At 58.9% G+C, this 15,944-nt stretch carries 14 protein-coding genes; 4 read left to right on the top strand and 10 right to left on the bottom strand.

The genetic code is table 11. From position 1 onward, the window contains the following. Both HHJ17_RS06225 and HHJ17_RS06220 read right to left on the bottom strand, forming a co-directional pair. Window positions 1-126, bottom strand: a complete 126-nt coding sequence (locus HHJ17_RS06225) for a hypothetical protein (RefSeq protein WP_296505262.1) — start codon at window positions 124-126, stop codon at window positions 1-3. 4 nt (window positions 127-130) lie between these two features. Then, the gene (locus tag HHJ17_RS06220; RefSeq protein WP_296499021.1) at window positions 131-1,351 is read right to left on the bottom strand and encodes an MFS transporter; all 1,221 of its coding nucleotides are present in this window, start codon (window positions 1,349-1,351) and stop codon (window positions 131-133) included. Between the two features lie 113 nt (window positions 1,352-1,464). Here HHJ17_RS06220 and HHJ17_RS06215 point away from each other — a divergent pair, with 113 nt between their 5' ends. From HHJ17_RS06215 to parC, 3 genes are all read left to right on the top strand, one after another. Further along, complete coding sequence (locus HHJ17_RS06215; protein ID WP_296499019.1) at window positions 1,465-3,435, top strand: DNA topoisomerase IV subunit B; 1,971 nt, start codon at window positions 1,465-1,467, stop codon at window positions 3,433-3,435. A gap of 137 nt (window positions 3,436-3,572) precedes the next feature. Continuing rightward, window positions 3,573-4,316 (top strand): lytic transglycosylase domain-containing protein, encoded by a 744-nt coding sequence (locus tag HHJ17_RS06210; protein ID WP_366557528.1) that lies wholly within the window; start codon window positions 3,573-3,575, stop codon window positions 4,314-4,316. Between the two features lie 67 nt (window positions 4,317-4,383). After that, window positions 4,384-6,747, top strand: a complete 2,364-nt coding sequence (gene parC / locus HHJ17_RS06205; RefSeq protein ID WP_296499016.1) for a DNA topoisomerase IV subunit A — start codon at window positions 4,384-4,386, stop codon at window positions 6,745-6,747. 36 nt (window positions 6,748-6,783) lie between these two features. Here parC and HHJ17_RS06200 read toward each other — a convergent pair whose 3' ends face one another. The 7 genes from HHJ17_RS06200 to HHJ17_RS06170 all read right to left on the bottom strand — a co-directional run bounded on the left by HHJ17_RS06200 (window position 6,784) and on the right by HHJ17_RS06170 (window position 12,762). Then, a complete protein-coding gene (locus HHJ17_RS06200; protein ID WP_296499015.1) occupies window positions 6,784-7,098 on the bottom strand; it encodes a hypothetical protein in 315 nt (104 codons plus the stop codon). Between the two features lie 112 nt (window positions 7,099-7,210). Continuing rightward, window positions 7,211-7,723: a glutathione peroxidase gene (locus HHJ17_RS06195; RefSeq protein WP_296499117.1), complete on the bottom strand. Its 513-nt coding sequence runs from the start codon at window positions 7,721-7,723 to the stop codon at window positions 7,211-7,213. 82 nt (window positions 7,724-7,805) lie between these two features. Beyond that, window positions 7,806-8,198 carry an RNA-binding S4 domain-containing protein gene (locus HHJ17_RS06190; RefSeq protein WP_296499013.1) on the bottom strand — a complete coding sequence of 131 codons (393 nt, stop codon included), beginning with the start codon at window positions 8,196-8,198 and terminating at the stop codon, window positions 7,806-7,808. Between the two features lie 93 nt (window positions 8,199-8,291). Further along, the gene (locus HHJ17_RS06185) at window positions 8,292-8,801 is read right to left on the bottom strand and encodes a DUF1993 family protein (protein ID WP_296499010.1); all 510 of its coding nucleotides are present in this window, start codon (window positions 8,799-8,801) and stop codon (window positions 8,292-8,294) included. An 81-nt stretch (window positions 8,802-8,882) separates the two neighbouring features. Continuing rightward, window positions 8,883-10,103 carry a class I SAM-dependent methyltransferase gene (locus HHJ17_RS06180; protein ID WP_296499007.1) on the bottom strand — a complete coding sequence of 407 codons (1,221 nt, stop codon included), beginning with the start codon at window positions 10,101-10,103 and terminating at the stop codon, window positions 8,883-8,885. Between the two features lie 257 nt (window positions 10,104-10,360). Beyond that, window positions 10,361-11,014 carry a hypothetical protein gene (locus HHJ17_RS06175; RefSeq protein WP_296499004.1) on the bottom strand — a complete coding sequence of 218 codons (654 nt, stop codon included), beginning with the start codon at window positions 11,012-11,014 and terminating at the stop codon, window positions 10,361-10,363. A 209-nt stretch (window positions 11,015-11,223) separates the two neighbouring features. Beyond that, window positions 11,224-12,762: a methyl-accepting chemotaxis protein gene (locus HHJ17_RS06170; RefSeq protein ID WP_296505260.1), complete on the bottom strand. Its 1,539-nt coding sequence runs from the start codon at window positions 12,760-12,762 to the stop codon at window positions 11,224-11,226. A gap of 244 nt (window positions 12,763-13,006) precedes the next feature. On the opposite strand from HHJ17_RS06170, the gene pap reads away from it, so the two are divergent. Further along, window positions 13,007-14,587, top strand: a complete 1,581-nt coding sequence (gene pap, locus HHJ17_RS06165) for a polyphosphate:AMP phosphotransferase (RefSeq protein ID WP_296498999.1) — start codon at window positions 13,007-13,009, stop codon at window positions 14,585-14,587. Between the two features lie 72 nt (window positions 14,588-14,659). Here the strand turns inward: pap and HHJ17_RS06160 are convergent, their stop codons facing one another. Next, window positions 14,660-15,934, bottom strand: a complete 1,275-nt coding sequence (locus tag HHJ17_RS06160; RefSeq protein WP_296498996.1) for a hypothetical protein — start codon at window positions 15,932-15,934, stop codon at window positions 14,660-14,662. Window positions 15,935-15,944 lie beyond the last annotated feature (10 nt).

Genomic DNA, 15,944 nt, shown 5'->3' with positions numbered 1-15,944 from the left:
TTAGAAACAGGCCCAGACCTGGTTCGCCAGGGTGACCAAAAAATCGGGACGTGTGTAGAGCGCAAAGACCGCCAGCAGCGCGCAAACGGCGCCAGCGTAGAGTATGACTTTGTGGCCAGGTTTCATTGCTTCACGCCCCTTGCGCTAGAGGGCGGCGGATGATGGCCTTTTCTTTAATGGGTAGATTCACCAGTGCGGCCAGCACGCCCAAGGCAATGGCGATGTACCAGACCACGTCATAGCTGCCGGTGCGGTCATACAGATAGCCACCCAGCCAAACCCCCATGAACGAGCCAATCTGATGGCTGAAAAACACAAAGCCGCTCAGCATGGAAAGGTGCGCCACACCAAAGATCTGCGCCACGGCGGCATTGGTTGGCGGTACGGTGGAAAGCCACAGCAGGCCCATGACACTGGAGAAAATGTACACGCTCACGGGCGTCAAGGGCGCCAGCAGAAACACGCTAATCACAACCGCCCGCGCGAGGTAGATGAACGCCAGGATGCTCTTTTTCTGTAGCCGCTGCCCCAGCACGCCGGCGGCATAGGTTCCAAAGACATTGAACAAGCCGATCAGCGCCAGCGCGTAGCCCGCTACTTGGGGAGACAAACCTTTGTCTCTCAGGTAACTGGGCATATGCACCCCAATGAAGACAACCTGGAAACCGCACACGAAATAACCGGCCATCAGTAACTGGAAACTCGGGTATTTGAAGGCTTCCGTCAAGGCTTGAAGAATGGTCTGCTCGCGGCGGACCGCGGTGCTGCCGGTAAATCCGGGTTCCCGCAAACCCCAGGCCAGCGGGATCATCATCAATGAAGCCAGGCCCAGGATCATCAAAGCCTCCTGCCAGCCCAGGTTACTGATCAAAAAGCCTTCGGTCGGCACCATCAAAAACTGGCCAAAGGAGCCGGCCGCCGCGGCGACGCCCATCGCCCAGGAACGCTTGTCAGCCGAGACGTTGCGGCCAATGACTCCGTAAATGACCGCATAGGTGGTGCCGGCCTGTGCCATGCCAATAAGCACCCCCGCCGTGACGGTAAACACCAGTGGCGTCGTGGCACTTGCCATGCCGATCAGCCCCAGCGCATACAAACAAGCGCCAACCACAACGACCCGGAAGGCGCCATACCGGTCGGCCAACATGCCGGCAAAAATACCGGAAACCCCCCAGGCTAAATTCTGGATGGCGATGGCAAAAGCAAAGGTTTCGCGGTTCCAGCCCTGGCTTTGAGTGATCGGCTGAAGCCAGAGGCCAAAGCCATGGCGTATACCCATGGAGAGTGTCACGATGGCGGCGCCACACACGAGAACCTGCGTCATGGAAAGTGGTTTGGTCGAAATTGTCATCCGGCAAATGTAGCCAGTCTGTTGACCTCACGCTTGCAAGGCTAACATTTGGTAGTCCGTTGGGCTGTAATTGCGTACAGTCATTCTTTGGCTGCAGACTACAATTCACCGTTATGGCAGTCAAACCAACCCCCGAATATTCCGAAAGTTCCATCCGCGTGCTCAAGGGCCTGGAGCCCGTCAAGCAGCGCCCAGGCATGTACACGCGGACTGACAATCCGCTGCACGTTATCCAGGAAGTACTGGACAACGCGGCGGATGAGGCCCTGGCGGGGCATGGCAAGAAAATCAAGGTGATTCTGCAAGCCGATGGCTCGGTCAGCATTGAGGACGATGGCCGTGGCATTCCGTTTGGCTTGCACCCGGAAGAAAATGCGCCCGTGATCGAGCTTGTTTTCACGCAGCTGCATGCGGGCGGCAAGTTCGACAAGGGCAAAGGTGGTGCCTACAGCTTTTCCGGCGGGCTGCATGGCGTGGGTGTCAGCGTGACCAACGCGTTGTCGACGCGGCTGGAGGCCACCACCTATCGGGAGGGCATGGTGGCGCGCCTGGTTTTTGCCGGTGGTGATGTCGTTGAGCCCTTGCAAGTCCGAAAGGCCGGGGAGGGCGATCGAAAATCAGGGACCACAGTGCGGGTCTGGCCCGACGCTAAATACTTTGAAGCGATGGCCTTGCCGATGGCGCAACTCACCCATCTGCTGCGCAGCAAGGCGGTGCTGATGCCTGGCGTCACCGTGACGCTTGTGACCGAAAAAACCAAAGAAACACAAGCCTGGATCTACAAAGGCGGTCTGCGCGATTACCTGATGCAAACGCTCAACGGCGAACTGGTGATTCCCGTCTTTGAGGGTGAAGGTTTTACGGATGCCCATAGCGACAGCTTTGCCGAAGGCGAAGGCGCATCCTGGTGCGTTGCCTTTACCGAAGACGGTCAGCCGGTGCGGGAAAGCTATGTCAACCTGATCCCCACCCATGCCGGTGGCACGCATGAAAGTGGCTTGCGCGACGGCCTGTTCACGGCCGTTAAAAGTTTTATTGAGCTGCATTCGTTGCTGCCCAAAGGCGTCAAGCTGCTACCGGAAGACGTTTTCGCCCGTGCCAGCTATGTGTTGTCTGCCAAGGTGCTGGACCCGCAGTTTCAGGGGCAAATCAAGGAACGTTTGAACTCGCGAGACGCTGTGCGGCTGGTGTCCGGTTTTGTGCGCCCGAACCTGGAGCTGTGGTTGAACCAGCACGTTGAATACGGCAAAAAACTGGCCGAGCTGGCCATCAAGGCGGCGCAAACCCGCCAGAAAGCCGGCCAGAAAGTCGAGAAACGCAAGGGCTCTGGCGTCGCCGTCTTGCCGGGCAAACTGACCGATTGCGAAAGCCGTGATCTGGCCCATAACGAAATCTTTCTGGTCGAGGGCGACTCCGCCGGCGGCAGTGCCAAGATGGGGCGCGACAAGGAGAGTCAGGCCATTTTGCCTCTGCGCGGCAAAGTGCTCAACACGTGGGAGGTTGACCGTGATCGCCTGTTTGCCAACAACGAAATCCACGATATCTCGGTCGCCATCGGTGTCGATCCGCATGGCCCGAACGACACCCCTGATTTGAGTGGTCTGCGTTACGGCAAGGTGTGCATTCTGTCGGATGCAGATGTGGATGGCTCGCACATTCAGGTGCTGTTACTGACCTTGTTCTTCCGGCATTTCCCCAAACTGATTGAGACTGGCCATGTGTACGTGGCGCGCCCGCCCTTGTTTCGGGTGGACGCCCCGGCCCGGGGCAAGAAGCCGGCGTCCAAGGCTTATGCACTGGACGAAGGCGAACTCAACGTCATTCTTGATAAATTGCGCAAAGAGGGCGTGCGTGAAACGGCCTGGAGCATCAGCCGCTTCAAAGGTCTGGGTGAGATGAATGCCGTGCAACTGTGGGACACCACGCTCAATCCGGATACTCGCCGTTTGCTGTCGCTGCAGTTGGGCAGCATGGACTTCGGGCAAACCGAGGCGCTGATCACCAAACTGATGGGCAAAGGCGAGGCCGCCGCGCGCCGTGAGTTGATGGAGTTGCACGGGGATACGGTCGAGATTGACATCTGATGAACACGCTGCAGCTCTGCAATCTTAAAGTTACCTGTCTTTTCGGCCTGTGGCGCATGATGGTATTAGGGTTGTTGCTATCATTTTTTTATCAAGCGGCACACGCAGACATTTGGGCTTACGTCGATGAGACGGGGGTGGCGCACTTCGCGGCTGAACGCATGGACGAGCGCTATGCGATCTTTTCTCGTGCGGGCGAAAGTTTTGACACCGATCGAACCGAGATCGGGGCCGGCAATTTCCCTGGTCCAACTGCGAGGCCTGCCATGCCGCCGTCGATGGCGTCCAAGGTGTTGGCTTTTTTTGAAGTGTCGCCCCACTACAAAGTGGTCAAACACCATTTGCGTGAGGCTTCCAGCGCCCAGCAGATTGACTATGAATTGCTGCAGGCGCTGATCGCGACCGAGTCTGGATTTGATGCAATGGCCGTATCACCCAAAGGTGCGATTGGGTTGATGCAGATCATGCCGGCCACGGCCGCACGTTATGGCGTCACGGGCGACCAAAAAACGTCGGTAGAAAAGAAGCTGTCCGACCCCAGGATCAACATCAAAACTGGTAGCCGCTATTTGAGCTACCTGCTTCATCTCTTTCCAGGCCGGCTTGAACTGGCGTTGGCCGCCTACAACGCAGGTGAAGGCGCCGTTCAACGTGCCGGCAACAAAATCCCCAATTACAAAGAGACGCAGAATTACGTCACCACGGTGATGCAGCTTTACACCTTGCTCAAGCCGTCGGCCTTGATGGCGGATAAACACCAGACGCCGACGCGGGTGCGCATGCAACTGCAAGGCGGTGCCACTAAGCGTGGCAACATGATTTCATCGGGTTCATCCATGGCCCCGACTTTCCCGGAATCAACCTCTCATCTCCGAGACTGAACAGAAACCTTGCGGGACAGACCGCAGCTAGGCAACAGCGGCGCAAGCGCCGTCTCCAACTGATTTTATGAACGACCAACCGACACTGGATTTTTCCACTAGCCCAGCCCCTGAAGACGGCGGCGACTCCCCCAGCCTGGGGTCCTACGCGCAACGTGCCTACCTTGAATACGCCCTGAGTGTGGTCAAGGGCCGGGCCTTGCCGGACGTGTGCGATGGGCAGAAGCCGGTGCAACGGCGCATTCTGTATTCCATGTCGCGCATGGGTCTCGGCTTTGGCGGCGCCAATGGCAACACCGGTGCCAAGCCGGTCAAATGCGCCCGCGTGGTCGGTGATGTGCTGGGCCGTTTCCATCCGCATGGTGACTCGTCGGTGTATGACGCCGCGGTACGCATGGCCCAGGACTTTTCCTTGCGTTACCCGCTGATTGACGGCCAGGGTAACTTTGGCTCGCGCGACGGTGATGGCGCCGCTGCCATGCGTTACACCGAGGCCCGGCTGGCCAAGATCACCAGCCTGCTGCTCGATGAAATTGACGAAGGCACGGTTGATTTCACACCCAACTACGACGGCTCCACCGAGGAGCCGCGCCAGTTGCCGGCCCGCTTGCCATTTGCCTTGCTCAATGGCGCCAGCGGCATCGCCGTGGGATTGGCGACCGAGATCCCCAGCCACAATTTGCGTGAAGTGGCGGATGCCTGCGTGGCGCTGATCAAGACGCCCAAGCTCAGTCATGACGAGCTGTTTACCCTCATTCCTGGCCCCGACTACCCCGGCGGCGGCCAGATCACCAGCACCGCCGGTGACATTGCCGACGCCTACCGGACCGGGCGGGGCTCACTCAAAGTGCGCGCGCGCTGGAAGATTGAGGAATTGGCACGCGGTCAATGGCAGCTGGTCGTGACCGAGTTGCCACCCGGCGTCAGCACCCAGCGCGTGCTGGAAGAAATTGAAGAACTGACCAATCCCAAAATCAAGACGGGCAAGAAAGCGCTGTCGCTGGAACAAAACCAGCTTAAGGCGACCGTACTGTCAGTGCTTGATGTGGTACGCGACGAGTCCAGCAAAGACGCTGCCGTGCGTCTGGTGTGCGAGCCCAAGACCAGCAAAATCCAACAGCAGGAACTCATCACCACCCTGCTGGCGCACACCAGCCTGGAGACCTCGTCCCCGATCAACCTGACCATGGTGGGACTGGATGGTCGACCCACGCAAAAGTCCTTGCGCCAGATGTTGACCGAGTGGATTGAGTTCCGCCAAATCACGCTGGAGCGCCGCTCGCAACACCGTCTGCACAAGGTACTGGACCGCATCCACATTCTGGAAGGGCGGCAGCTGGTGCTGCTCAATATTGATGAAGTGATCGCCATCATTCGCCAGGCAGACGAACCGAAGGCCGCGCTGATGGCGCGCTTCAACCTGTCGGAGCGGCAGGCGGAAGACATTCTTGAAATCCGGCTGCGCCAGTTGGCCCGGCTGGAGGCGATCAAGATTGAACAGGAACTGGCAACTCTGCGCATCGAGCAAAAAGGGCTGGAAGAAATTCTGGGTAACCCGGCTGCGCTGCGTCGCTTGATGATCAAAGAGATCGAGGCGGATGCCAAGGCTTTTGCCGATCCGCGCCGCACCCTGATTCAGGCCGAGAAAAAAGCCGTGCTGGAAATCAAGGTGGTGGACGAACCCGTGACCGTGGTGGTCAGTGACAAAGGTTGGGTGCGCGCCCAGAAAGGGCATGGGCACGATGCCACCAGTTTCGCCTTCAAAGCGGGTGACGGGCTGTACGGTACCTTTGAGTGTCGCACCGTGGACATGCTGTTGGCGTTTGGCAATAACGGGCGGGTGTATTCGGTCGCGGTGTCGCTGTTGCCGGGCGCCCGCGGAGACGGCCAGCCGATTACTTCGTTGCTGGAGCTCGAAGCCGGTACGCAAGTTTCCTGTTACTTTGCCGGCCCGACCAGCGCGACACTGCTGCTCAGCAGTTCGGGCGGCTACGGTTTTATCGCCTCGGTGGAAAACATGACGTCCCGGCTCAAGGCGGGCAAATCCTTCATCACTTGCAATGAGGGTGAATTCTTGTGCCGGCCCTCGCCGGTGGCTGGTGGTTCCGGTGCCGTGCCTTTGCTGCCCGCCACCCATGTGGCCTGCGCCTCAACCGGTGGCCGCATTTTGACGTTCGAGATCGGTGACCTCAAAGTGATGGGCAACGGTGGCCGTGGTTTGATGCTGATCGACCTGGAAGACAAAGACAGTCTGGCGGGCGCCGCGGCCTACACGCGCAGCGTGAAGATTGAAGGCATCGGTCGCGGCGGTAAGCCACGCGAGGAAACGCTGGAGATTCGCAGCCTTAATAATGCCCGGGCGGCACGCGGGCGAAAAGGCAAGGCGGCCGATTTGGGTTTCAAACCGACGTCGATCACGCGCGTTGAATAATATGGATCGCGCCTGCAGCAGCAGGCGTTGATTCATTCAGTTTTTCCGAATCTCGTGCAGGGTGGTGAGGTTGATGAGGGCTGACAGCACCTCATGCTTGAACCCGACTCTCGCTTTGCCGAAGCCGTCGCCACCGTTGAGAATCAATTGTTGCAGGTACTCCACGCAGTCCTTGTGACCCCAAAACATTTCGATAGCGTTCGCGATGCGTGCATGGTGTGCTCTGATGATTGCCATTTCATGGTCAATGCGGGCCAGTCGTGGCAGTTCATTCAGCATCATGGGGCGCGTGGCCGGAAACTCTGTGCTGTGGTTGAGATCAGGAAAGCCGATGATTTTTTTTTCTGGCATAACTTAGCCTACTAACTTCCATGCGTGCGCAGGAGGGTTGACCTGCAACACAAAATACTTATCTCGGTATTGAAAAATATCCAACAAACGTTTGTCTCTCTTCGATGCAGAACTAAAGCTTCTGACTCAAGGCTTTTTCGATGGCGATGACAAAGCCTTGGTTGTCGGGCTCGATTTTGCTGGGGAAGCTGGTGACTCCCTTGCCGCTGCGGTCAATCAGGTATTTATGAAAATTCCATTGGGGTGACTTACCCGTGGCCTTGAGCAGCGACGCATACAGCGGATTGCGGCCCGCGCCGGAGACCACTGACTTGGAAAACATCGGAAACTTGACGCCATAGGTGTTGAAACAGAAGTCGGCTATTTCTTTGCTGGAACCCGGCTCCTGCTTGCCGAAATCATTCGAGGGGAAACCCAGCACCACCAAGCCCCTGGCCTGGTATTGGGCATAGAGGGCTTCCAGCCCCTCATACTGTTTGGTAAAACCACAGTAGCTGGCCGTATTCACCACCAGCACCACCTTGCCGGCGTACTGACACAGGCTTTGCGGCGCTTCGTCCTGCAGCCGGGGAAATTGCTGTTGCAGGATCGCCGGGCAGGCCGTCGCTGCGGCTGTCTGTGCCATGGCGCGGGGCAGGATGCCGAAAGCGGTGACCCCGAAGAGGCATGCAAAAGAGATGATTTGGTGAAGTTTCATAGGTGCTTACTCATGCGTCACTCGACGTGCTCCAGGCTTTCTGGATATCGCGTCGGTCGCGTTTGGTCGGCCGGCCATGCTCAATGGTCTGTGCTGGCTCACTTGCCAAACGACGTTGCTCGGCGGCTCGTTCCCGTTCCAGAATACTGTCCTGGGTCTCGGCATACAACTGTTGTGCCACGGGGGCCGAGCCACGTTGCTGGCTGATGCCGAGTACCGTGACTGTCCGGATGACCGGGCCCTGACGCATCACTACCGTATCGCCGACCTTGATTTCGCGGGACGGCTTGGCAACCTGTTCGTTGACGTGGACGCGTCCTTTGACGATCTCGTCTGACGCCAGAGACCGGGTCTTGTAAAAACGTGCGGCCCATAACCACTTGTCTATTCGAAGTCGTTCCATCGCTCTGTATTTTGCTCCAACGCTTGGTGTCTGCGAGTTTTTTGATGGCTAATGTGGCTACGGGTCTTAAGGTTGTCCCGAAAAACGGTACGCTTAATAGCTGCCGATGTAGTCTTTCTTGCCCACCTCGACGCCGTTGTGGCGCAGGATGGCGTAAGCCGTGGTGGTGTGAAAAAAGAAGTGTGGCAGGCCGTAATTGAGCAGATACGACTGGCCGGTGAAACGCTTTTCTTTCGGCGTGCCAGCCTGGGTGACGATTTCGCGCGTGGCAGCGTCATCAAACTTGCTGGGTTCCAGCCCGTCCAGGAACGCCAGCACCGTGTCGATGCGCGCCTGCAGATCGGCAAAGGTCTGTTCGGCATCTTCCAGTTTTGGCACCTCGACGCCGGCCAGCCGTGCCGACACGCTTTTGGCAAAGTCGGTCGCCACCTGCACCTGGCGTAACAGCGGGAACATGTCCGGGTACAGACGCGCTTGCAGCAGCGCGTTGGGGTCAATTTTTTTCGCGGTCGCGTGCGCTTCGGCTTTGCTCAACACCTGTTTGAGCCCACCCAGCATCTGCTTGAAGACGGGAATGGAAGTGGCGTAGATGACGTTGGTCATGGATTCTTTCGTTAAAGGAGGCGCGAATTTTCACTTGATTCAAGCGCCCGCGCTTCACGCGGGCTATTGCGCGTCGTCTGCTTAACCCGCCACCGCCAGGCGCCAGAGCGAGGTCACTTCGCGCGAACGCGCATCGTGCAACGCATCTGTGGTGTCGGCCGCTTTGGCGTGCTGCGGCTTGGCATCAATGCGGCTGACCACTTTCAAGCCGTTACTCTCGAACATGGCCAGCAGCTCTTCACGCGAACGCAAACCCAAGCGTTCGGCCAGATCAGACAAGATCAGCCAACCCTCACCTTTGGGGGCCAGGTGTGCGCTCAAGCCCTTGAGAAAGCCCGTCAGCATGCGACCCCCTTCGTCGTATACCGAGTGTTCCAGCGGCGAGCTGGGCCGCGCGGGGATCCAGGGCGGGTTACACACCACCAGCGAGGCACGGCCTTCGGGGAAGAGATCCGCCTGCACCACCTGCACTTTGTCCAGCATGTTCAGCTTGGCGAGGTTTTCGCGGGCGCAGGCCAGCGCTCTCGGATCCTGATCGGTGGCCACCACCTGATCGACGCCACGACGAACCAGCACCGCCGACAGTACACCGGTGCCGGTGCCAATATCAAATGCCACCAGCGTTGCTTGCCCGGCCAATTTTTTGGGCAAGTGGACCGTGGCGACGAGATGGATGTACTCCCCGCGCACCGGCGAAAAAACGCCGTAATGGGGGTGAATCCGATTGTGCGGGGGCTCACCAAGCGCCGGAATTTCTACCCCGACCCGGCGCCATTCGTGGGCGCTGGTGATGCCCAGCAATTCACGCAGCGACGCTACCGAAGCGCCCGCTGCCTCATCGGCCGGGCCCCAGGCCTCGGCACAGGCTACTTTGGCATCGGGGGCGCGGCGCAAGGGAATGCTGTAGTCCGCATTGAACGGGATCAGCAGCATGCCCAGCATGCGGGCCCGCTGCGACTGGGCCAGCCGGTGCTTGTGAAAAGCATCGGCCACCGCCACCACTTCGGCGGCTTTCTTACGTTTGCGGGCGGGGACATTGTCGGCGCGCCGGGCCAGTGCCTGCAGCAATTGCTTGGCATTCTGGAAATCGCCACGCCACAGCAAGGCCGTGCCTTCGCAGGCCAGGCGGTAGGCGGTGTCGGCCGTGGTGGTGTCATCCGCCAGAATGACGCGCTTGGGCGGTGGAGCGCCGCGTTCTGAGCGCCAGAGCGCGGAACACTCTTCGCCCGCCTCGGTCCAGCGGATAACCGGCTGTGCGCCGGTGAGGGGGTCTTGGGTGACAATGGGAGAAGAGTTAGGCATCGGCTTGGTACTACGGAAAAAATTGATATCAGGTGTTTTAACAGATGGGCCAGTTTGAAGCGCCAAAACCACAGAACCAAGCCGTCGGTTTGATGCGACGGCTGCCTCGTTGGCTGGAAATTCGTTCGACCGGGTTGGCGTCGTCATTTGACGGGCCGGCTGTCTGCTTGTATCGCTGCTTCCAGCCCAGCCTTGAGTGCTATTTAATTTATAGCTGCTTGCGCAATATCAACGGCGGCTGGAAGCCCATTTTATGCTTAACGCCAATGACGGCGGCCGCGGTAGCCGTCCCCATAGCCAAAATCAAGTTCCACCCCGACCGGCGGGTAATAAGGGCGGACGTAATACCCCGGGTAAACGGCGGGTGCCACCAGCACATTGGCGGGTTGTCCATCGCCTTGCTGTTGATAGGTCATGATGCCTGACGGCGCTGCCATTGGGGCGCTGGCGCCCACCGGGGCGATTTGCAGAGCGATGGTCGGCCCCGGGTCGGAAGGCATTTGCACGCTGTACTCTTTGCCGGCATATTCATAAACGACGTTGTACGCCACCGGACGGTTCTCGTAAAAGGTCTGGGTTCCACACCGTTGCACGTTCTGGACCTGGGCCGAGGGCGATCCCTCCACCCGGTCGCCCACAACCGCGCCGCCAAAGATGCCCAGCATGGTGGCTGCGGCCTTACCCCCGCCGCTACCGACGGCGTTGCCCATGGCGCCACCTGCGATGGCACCAATGAGCGCCCCCGCCCCCGACTTGGGCTGTTGGACGACCACCTGCTCCATGGAGCACACATTTCTTGGCACGCCAACCTGTTGAATGATGGGGGTTGCCGAAATCACACGACCCACCTCCTGGGCCAGACCCAGCCCGCTTGACAGCAGCGCAGCAGATAAAAGAAGCAGCTTTTTCATAATTTCACTATTAAAGCCATATGCACGGGGCATCATGACTCTTTGAACCCTCAATTGGGTTGAAGTTCAGTGAAGCAATGGTAAAGATGGCAAGCTGATGTGAGGCGATTCAGCGGACCAACCCGGGATACAGCAGCGGACACATGCCGCGCCGCCGCCGAGCGCTGTGCCCCAAGGACAGGCGGGGCAAGCCCGCCACATCGCCAGGTTTAACGGGCGGGTTTAGTGTTGCCAATACGGAGGGTTGGCATTCCCTCCAGCTTGAAGACGCTGACGACTCCTTCCAGGTGCGCCGCCTGATCCTGCAGCGACTGCGCCGCGGCAGCCGCCTCTTCGACCAGGGAGGCATTTTGTTGGGTGACGTTGTCCATTTCGGCGATTGCATCGTTGACGCGCTCGATGCCGGTGGTCTGTTCGGCGCTGGCGGCGGCAATTTCGCCCATGATGTCGGTGACGTGACGGATGCTGTCCACGATTTCGGTCATGGTGGTGCCCGCCTGATGGACCAGGGTGGTGCCTGCGCCGACTTTTTCGACCGAGTCGCCGATCAAGGTTTTGATCTCTTTGGCCGCCGCCGCAGAACGCTGCGCCAGACTGCGGACTTCCGAGGCGACGACGGCAAAGCCGCGTCCTTGTTCCCCTGCGCGAGCGGCTTCGACCGCGGCATTCAGCGCCAGAATATTGGTCTGGAAGGCGATGCCATCAATCACATCAATGATGTCGACAATCTTTTTGGAGGACGCATTGATGGACTCCATGGTGTTCACTACTTGCGAGACGACGGCGCCGCCTTTGACCGCGACTTCGGATGCTGAGATGGCGAGCTGGTTGGCCCGGCGTGCATTGTTCGCATTTTGATTGACCGTGGAAGTGAGGTCTTGCATGGAGGTGGCGGTCTTTTCCAGGGAGCCAGCCTGCAATTCGGTCCGGGCGGATAAATCCGAATTGCCATTGGCAATATCACTGGAGGCGCTAAAGATGGTGTCGGTACCAAGACGCACCTGGCCGACGATCCGCACCAGGCTTTCATTCATGTCTTTCAACGCCTTCTGCAGTTCCCCCATTTCGTTGTGTGAGTTGACTGCGATTTTTTGTGTCAAATCACCGGCGGCAATGCCCCGCGCTACCTTGACCCCGAACTCCAGCGGCTGGGTGATGACTTTACGAATGAACGGGTAGATCAACATCAGCACCGGAATACAGGTGATGAGGGCGGCCAAAATTGATTTAAAACGCTGATCGGCGAGGCCTGCATTGACCTGGTCCAGCGAGACTTTCATGCTGACGACGCCCAGCACCGTCTGTTCCGCCACCATGTGGCAGGAGGTGCAATCCTTGCCGAGCGAGTTTTTCAGTGCCAGCGTGGGCCGCACGGCGCGCAGATACTCCCCCTTGCTGTCGGATTCGACCCGGATGATTTCTTTGCCACTTTGCAGCACCTGTTTTTCGAGTTCGTCGGGATTACCGTCGTCCGTGGCGGTGCCGGGGCCAAAGAGCTTGGTGACGTTTTCCCCGCGCAGGACACGGACGTCGCGAATCGAGCCGAGCTGCTTGACCTGGTCGAGGAACACGTTGCGCTGCGCCACAGTGCCGGTCACCATCATGCCGGTCAGCCCCGCCATGGTGGCGTTGTGCATGCTGAGCGAAAAATCGCGGGCCTGTTCCAGCGCCGCTTCCCGGTAGACATACCCTTGCCAGACAATCACGCCGGACCAGACGACAAGCAATGCAACCCCAATGGTGACCAAGAGCTGAACCCAAATTTTAAAGTTAGCGACGCGCAAAATGTAATTCCTTGGAGGCAGGGGTGAGCAATTGATCTAAATTAAGCTAATGATCTTACCGTGGCTTAAAGTCAAAAATCGCTGTTTTGCGGCAGCTGAAGCTGAGGTGGGTCAAGCCAAGCTCAGATTGAATGAGCATGGCCGTGGGATCAGGGTGTGGGCCTTTGCCTGGGCGGCTTGACCGCAAAACTGAATTGGGAGAACTTTGATGTTTGAATCGGCAGAAATTGGTCACAAGATCGGCAAGGCCCGCTACCGTGCGGCGGTGCCGCCTTTGCGTGCCGCCCTGCTCGGTGCGCAGGTCGATTTGTTTGAGAATGGAAAAATTCCGGTGGTGGTGCTGATCAGTGGCCAGGATGGCGCCGGCAAAGGTGAAACCATCAATGTGCTCTACGAGTGGATGGACCCCCGGTTTATTTCAACGCTGGCGTTTTCCGAGCCAACCGATGAGGAGCGAGAACGCCCGCCGATGTGGCGTTACTGGCGCTCATTGCCGCCCAAGGGGCGGATCGGCATTTTTGCCGGCTCCTGGTATTCGGACCCGATTCGCCAGCGCATTCTGGGTGAAATCTCCTTGAAGGAGCTCGATGCCCGGGCCGACCAGATCAACCGCTTTGAGGCCATGCTCGTCAGTGAGGGCGCGCTGGTTCTGAAATTCTGGTTTCACTTGACGAAAGAGGGGCAAAAGAAGCGGCTCAAAGCGCTGGAGAGCGATCCCCACACCGCCTGGCGCGTGACCCAATGGAACTGGGACCGTCTCAAAACCTACGACCAACTGCAAGACGTTGCCGGGCATATTTTGCGCATTACCAATACGCCTTGGGCGCCGTGGGTCGTGGTGGAGGGCACCGACGACCGCTACCGCTCCTTGACCGTCGGGCAGATCTTGCTGGAGGCGATGCAGAAAAAGCTGGCCAGCACCGACAAGCAGGAGTCGCCCGTGGCGCCGATGGTGCGGGTGGACACGGACGGCCGCAACGTGCTCTCTGAACTGGATCTCAAGCTCAAGCTGGCGGACAAACCCTATGAAAATGCGCTGGCCAAATGGCAGGGCCGGCTGTCTGAGCTGATGCGCGATGCGCGCTTCAAGGGCCGCGCGCTGGTCTGTGCTTTTGAGGGGGCTGATGCCGCGGGCAAAGGCGGCGCCATTCGGCGCATTGGCGCGGCGATGGATGCGCGGCAATACCAGGTCACGCCGGTCGGCGCCCCGACCGATGAAGAGCGGGCACAACCGCACCTCTGGCGCTTCTGGCGCTATCTGCCGCGCCAGGGCCACGTGGCCATCTTCGACCGGACCTGGTATGGCCGGGTGCTGGTGGAGCGGGTGGAAGGTTTTTGCAGTGAAAACGATTGGCTGCGCGCCTACAGCGAGATCAACGACTTCGAGCATGAAATGGCCGATGCGGGCGTGATCGTGGTGAAGTTCTGGCTGCAGATCAGCCAGGCGGAGCAACTCAAACGCTTCAAGGCGCGCGAGCAGGTTGAATTCAAGCGCTTCAAGATTACCGAGGAAGACTGGCGCAACCGCGAAAAATGGGGCGCCTACCAGCAGGCGATTTGCGACATGGTCGAGCGCACCAGCACCGGCAATGCGCCCTGGACGCTGGTGGAAGCCAACGACAAAAATTACGCGCGCGTCAAGATCCTGCGCACGCTGTGCGAACGACTTGAAGCCGAGCTCGATGGCCGGCCCATGCCGGGCGAACAAGCCCATGCCAAGGTCAGCACCAAGAAGTCGGACCGCGCCGCGAAGCACGCAAAGTCGGTCGAGAAACGGGCCGCGTCATAAGTTATTTGCTATGTTATTAATAGCTTCTAACGCAATTTCTACCGGGTCTAGAGGTGATTTTTGTGCCAAACCTTACTTGACATTGCACTCGCGCCGCAGCAGGGCTAACGCGTCTTTCAACTCGTAATCAAAGTCGCTTTGCAGCGTGGCCTGCGCCTCTTCCACGAAGTCCAGCCACAGCCGGGCATAGCCGTCCTGGTGCTGCGCTGGCGCATGCTCCTGAATGTAGTGGCTGGCCAAGTCGGGTTTGAAACCGGATTTTCGGATCTTGCGGATCAATGCCGCCGCGCCTTTTTCGGTCAGCAGCGTTTTGGGGGCCGCCTCGGCAGCGACGCACAAAAACAAGGTGAGCAACGAGCCGTCATCGCTGTGCTCGCCAGTGGCTTTGTTCCAGGCGGCGGATACCGAGCGGTCATGGTGATCCACTTCGCTCAAGCCGTCTTCTACCCAGAAATACCGGCCCATGAACGCCGGGGTTTGGTCAAACAGTTTTCTGGCGGGCAGGGCTGCGTCCAGAATTTTTGGCAAATCAGCCAGCATGGACTGCCGCACCGCCTCGACCACCGCTTGATGCTGGGCCGGCAAGTTTTTCGGGAGGGCAATGGTAAAAGTCAGCGGGCTGGCGCTGCCCGCAACTTTGCCCTTGCTTTTGCCGTCCGCTTTGACCGCGCCATACTTTTTGCGCAGCGCGAGCACCATTTTTTCAAAGGCGATCCAGTCGGGCATCTCGGTGCGCCCTGTCGCGAAGATCAATAGCGCGGTGCGGATGACCGCTTCGGCATCTTTGCCGGCTTCTTCCAGTTCGCTCGCTTCCATGCCCAGGGCGTCGGCCAGCCAAATGGCCGCATCGATCACCTGGGCCACCTGCTCGCGTTTGGCGAGTTCGACCTGGTAGTCGGGCAGGCTGCGCAGCGTCCACTTGGCCAGCAGCGGAATGTGTTCGTCGGTGAAGCCACTGCGTTCATTCATGCCAAAGTGGCTGTTCTGCGGCATGGCAATCAAGCTTTTCAGCATGTCCGAGCCACCCTTGGAACGCGATAAAAACGAATGATCGCGCAGCGACTCGGCCGCCAGTCGCAAGTCACCGCCGCTGCTTTGTTCCAGGTAGAGGCTGACCAGGTTGACCATGCGGTCTTTGGCTTTTTCCAGCTCGGGGCGCAAGAATTCGTTGCCCAGGTAGCGCGCAATTTGCACCATGCCTTTGGGTGCATCGGTGCAAATAGCGTCCAGCTTGGGCTGATCGAGGATGCCATGTTGCACGCCAAACACCAGCGCCTTTTCAAAGAAAGGACGGGCGTCGTAGAGCGAGACCGTGGCGAGCGGGTTGGAGGCGTTGTGCGTTGGCATCGTGACGAAC

Source organism: Rhodoferax sp., from assembly GCF_012927445.1.
Lineage (GTDB): Bacteria > Pseudomonadota > Gammaproteobacteria > Burkholderiales > Burkholderiaceae_C > Rhodoferax.
Note: the sequence above shows the minus strand (reverse complement) of the source record. Positions and strands in the feature narration are given on the sequence as shown.

Coding starts and splice junctions, on each gene's coding strand:
- parC (WP_296499016.1), top strand. CDS start 4,384: ATGAACGACCAACCGACACTGGATTTTTCCACTAGCCCAGCCCCTGAA.
- HHJ17_RS06190 (WP_296499013.1), bottom strand. CDS start 8,198: ATGGAACGACTTCGAATAGACAAGTGGTTATGGGCCGCACGTTTTTAC.
- HHJ17_RS06225 (WP_296505262.1), bottom strand. CDS start 126: ATGAAACCTGGCCACAAAGTCATACTCTACGCTGGCGCCGTTTGCGCG.
- HHJ17_RS06180 (WP_296499007.1), bottom strand. CDS start 10,103: ATGCCTAACTCTTCTCCCATTGTCACCCAAGACCCCCTCACCGGCGCA.
- HHJ17_RS06200 (WP_296499015.1), bottom strand. CDS start 7,098: ATGCCAGAAAAAAAAATCATCGGCTTTCCTGATCTCAACCACAGCACA.
- pap (WP_296498999.1), top strand. CDS start 13,007: ATGTTTGAATCGGCAGAAATTGGTCACAAGATCGGCAAGGCCCGCTAC.
- HHJ17_RS06220 (WP_296499021.1), bottom strand. CDS start 1,351: ATGACAATTTCGACCAAACCACTTTCCATGACGCAGGTTCTCGTGTGT.
- HHJ17_RS06175 (WP_296499004.1), bottom strand. CDS start 11,014: ATGAAAAAGCTGCTTCTTTTATCTGCTGCGCTGCTGTCAAGCGGGCTG.
- HHJ17_RS06195 (WP_296499117.1), bottom strand. CDS start 7,723: ATGGCACAGACAGCCGCAGCGACGGCCTGCCCGGCGATCCTGCAACAG.
- HHJ17_RS06185 (WP_296499010.1), bottom strand. CDS start 8,801: ATGACCAACGTCATCTACGCCACTTCCATTCCCGTCTTCAAGCAGATG.
- HHJ17_RS06160 (WP_296498996.1), bottom strand. CDS start 15,934: ATGCCAACGCACAACGCCTCCAACCCGCTCGCCACGGTCTCGCTCTAC.
- HHJ17_RS06215 (WP_296499019.1), top strand. CDS start 1,465: ATGGCAGTCAAACCAACCCCCGAATATTCCGAAAGTTCCATCCGCGTG.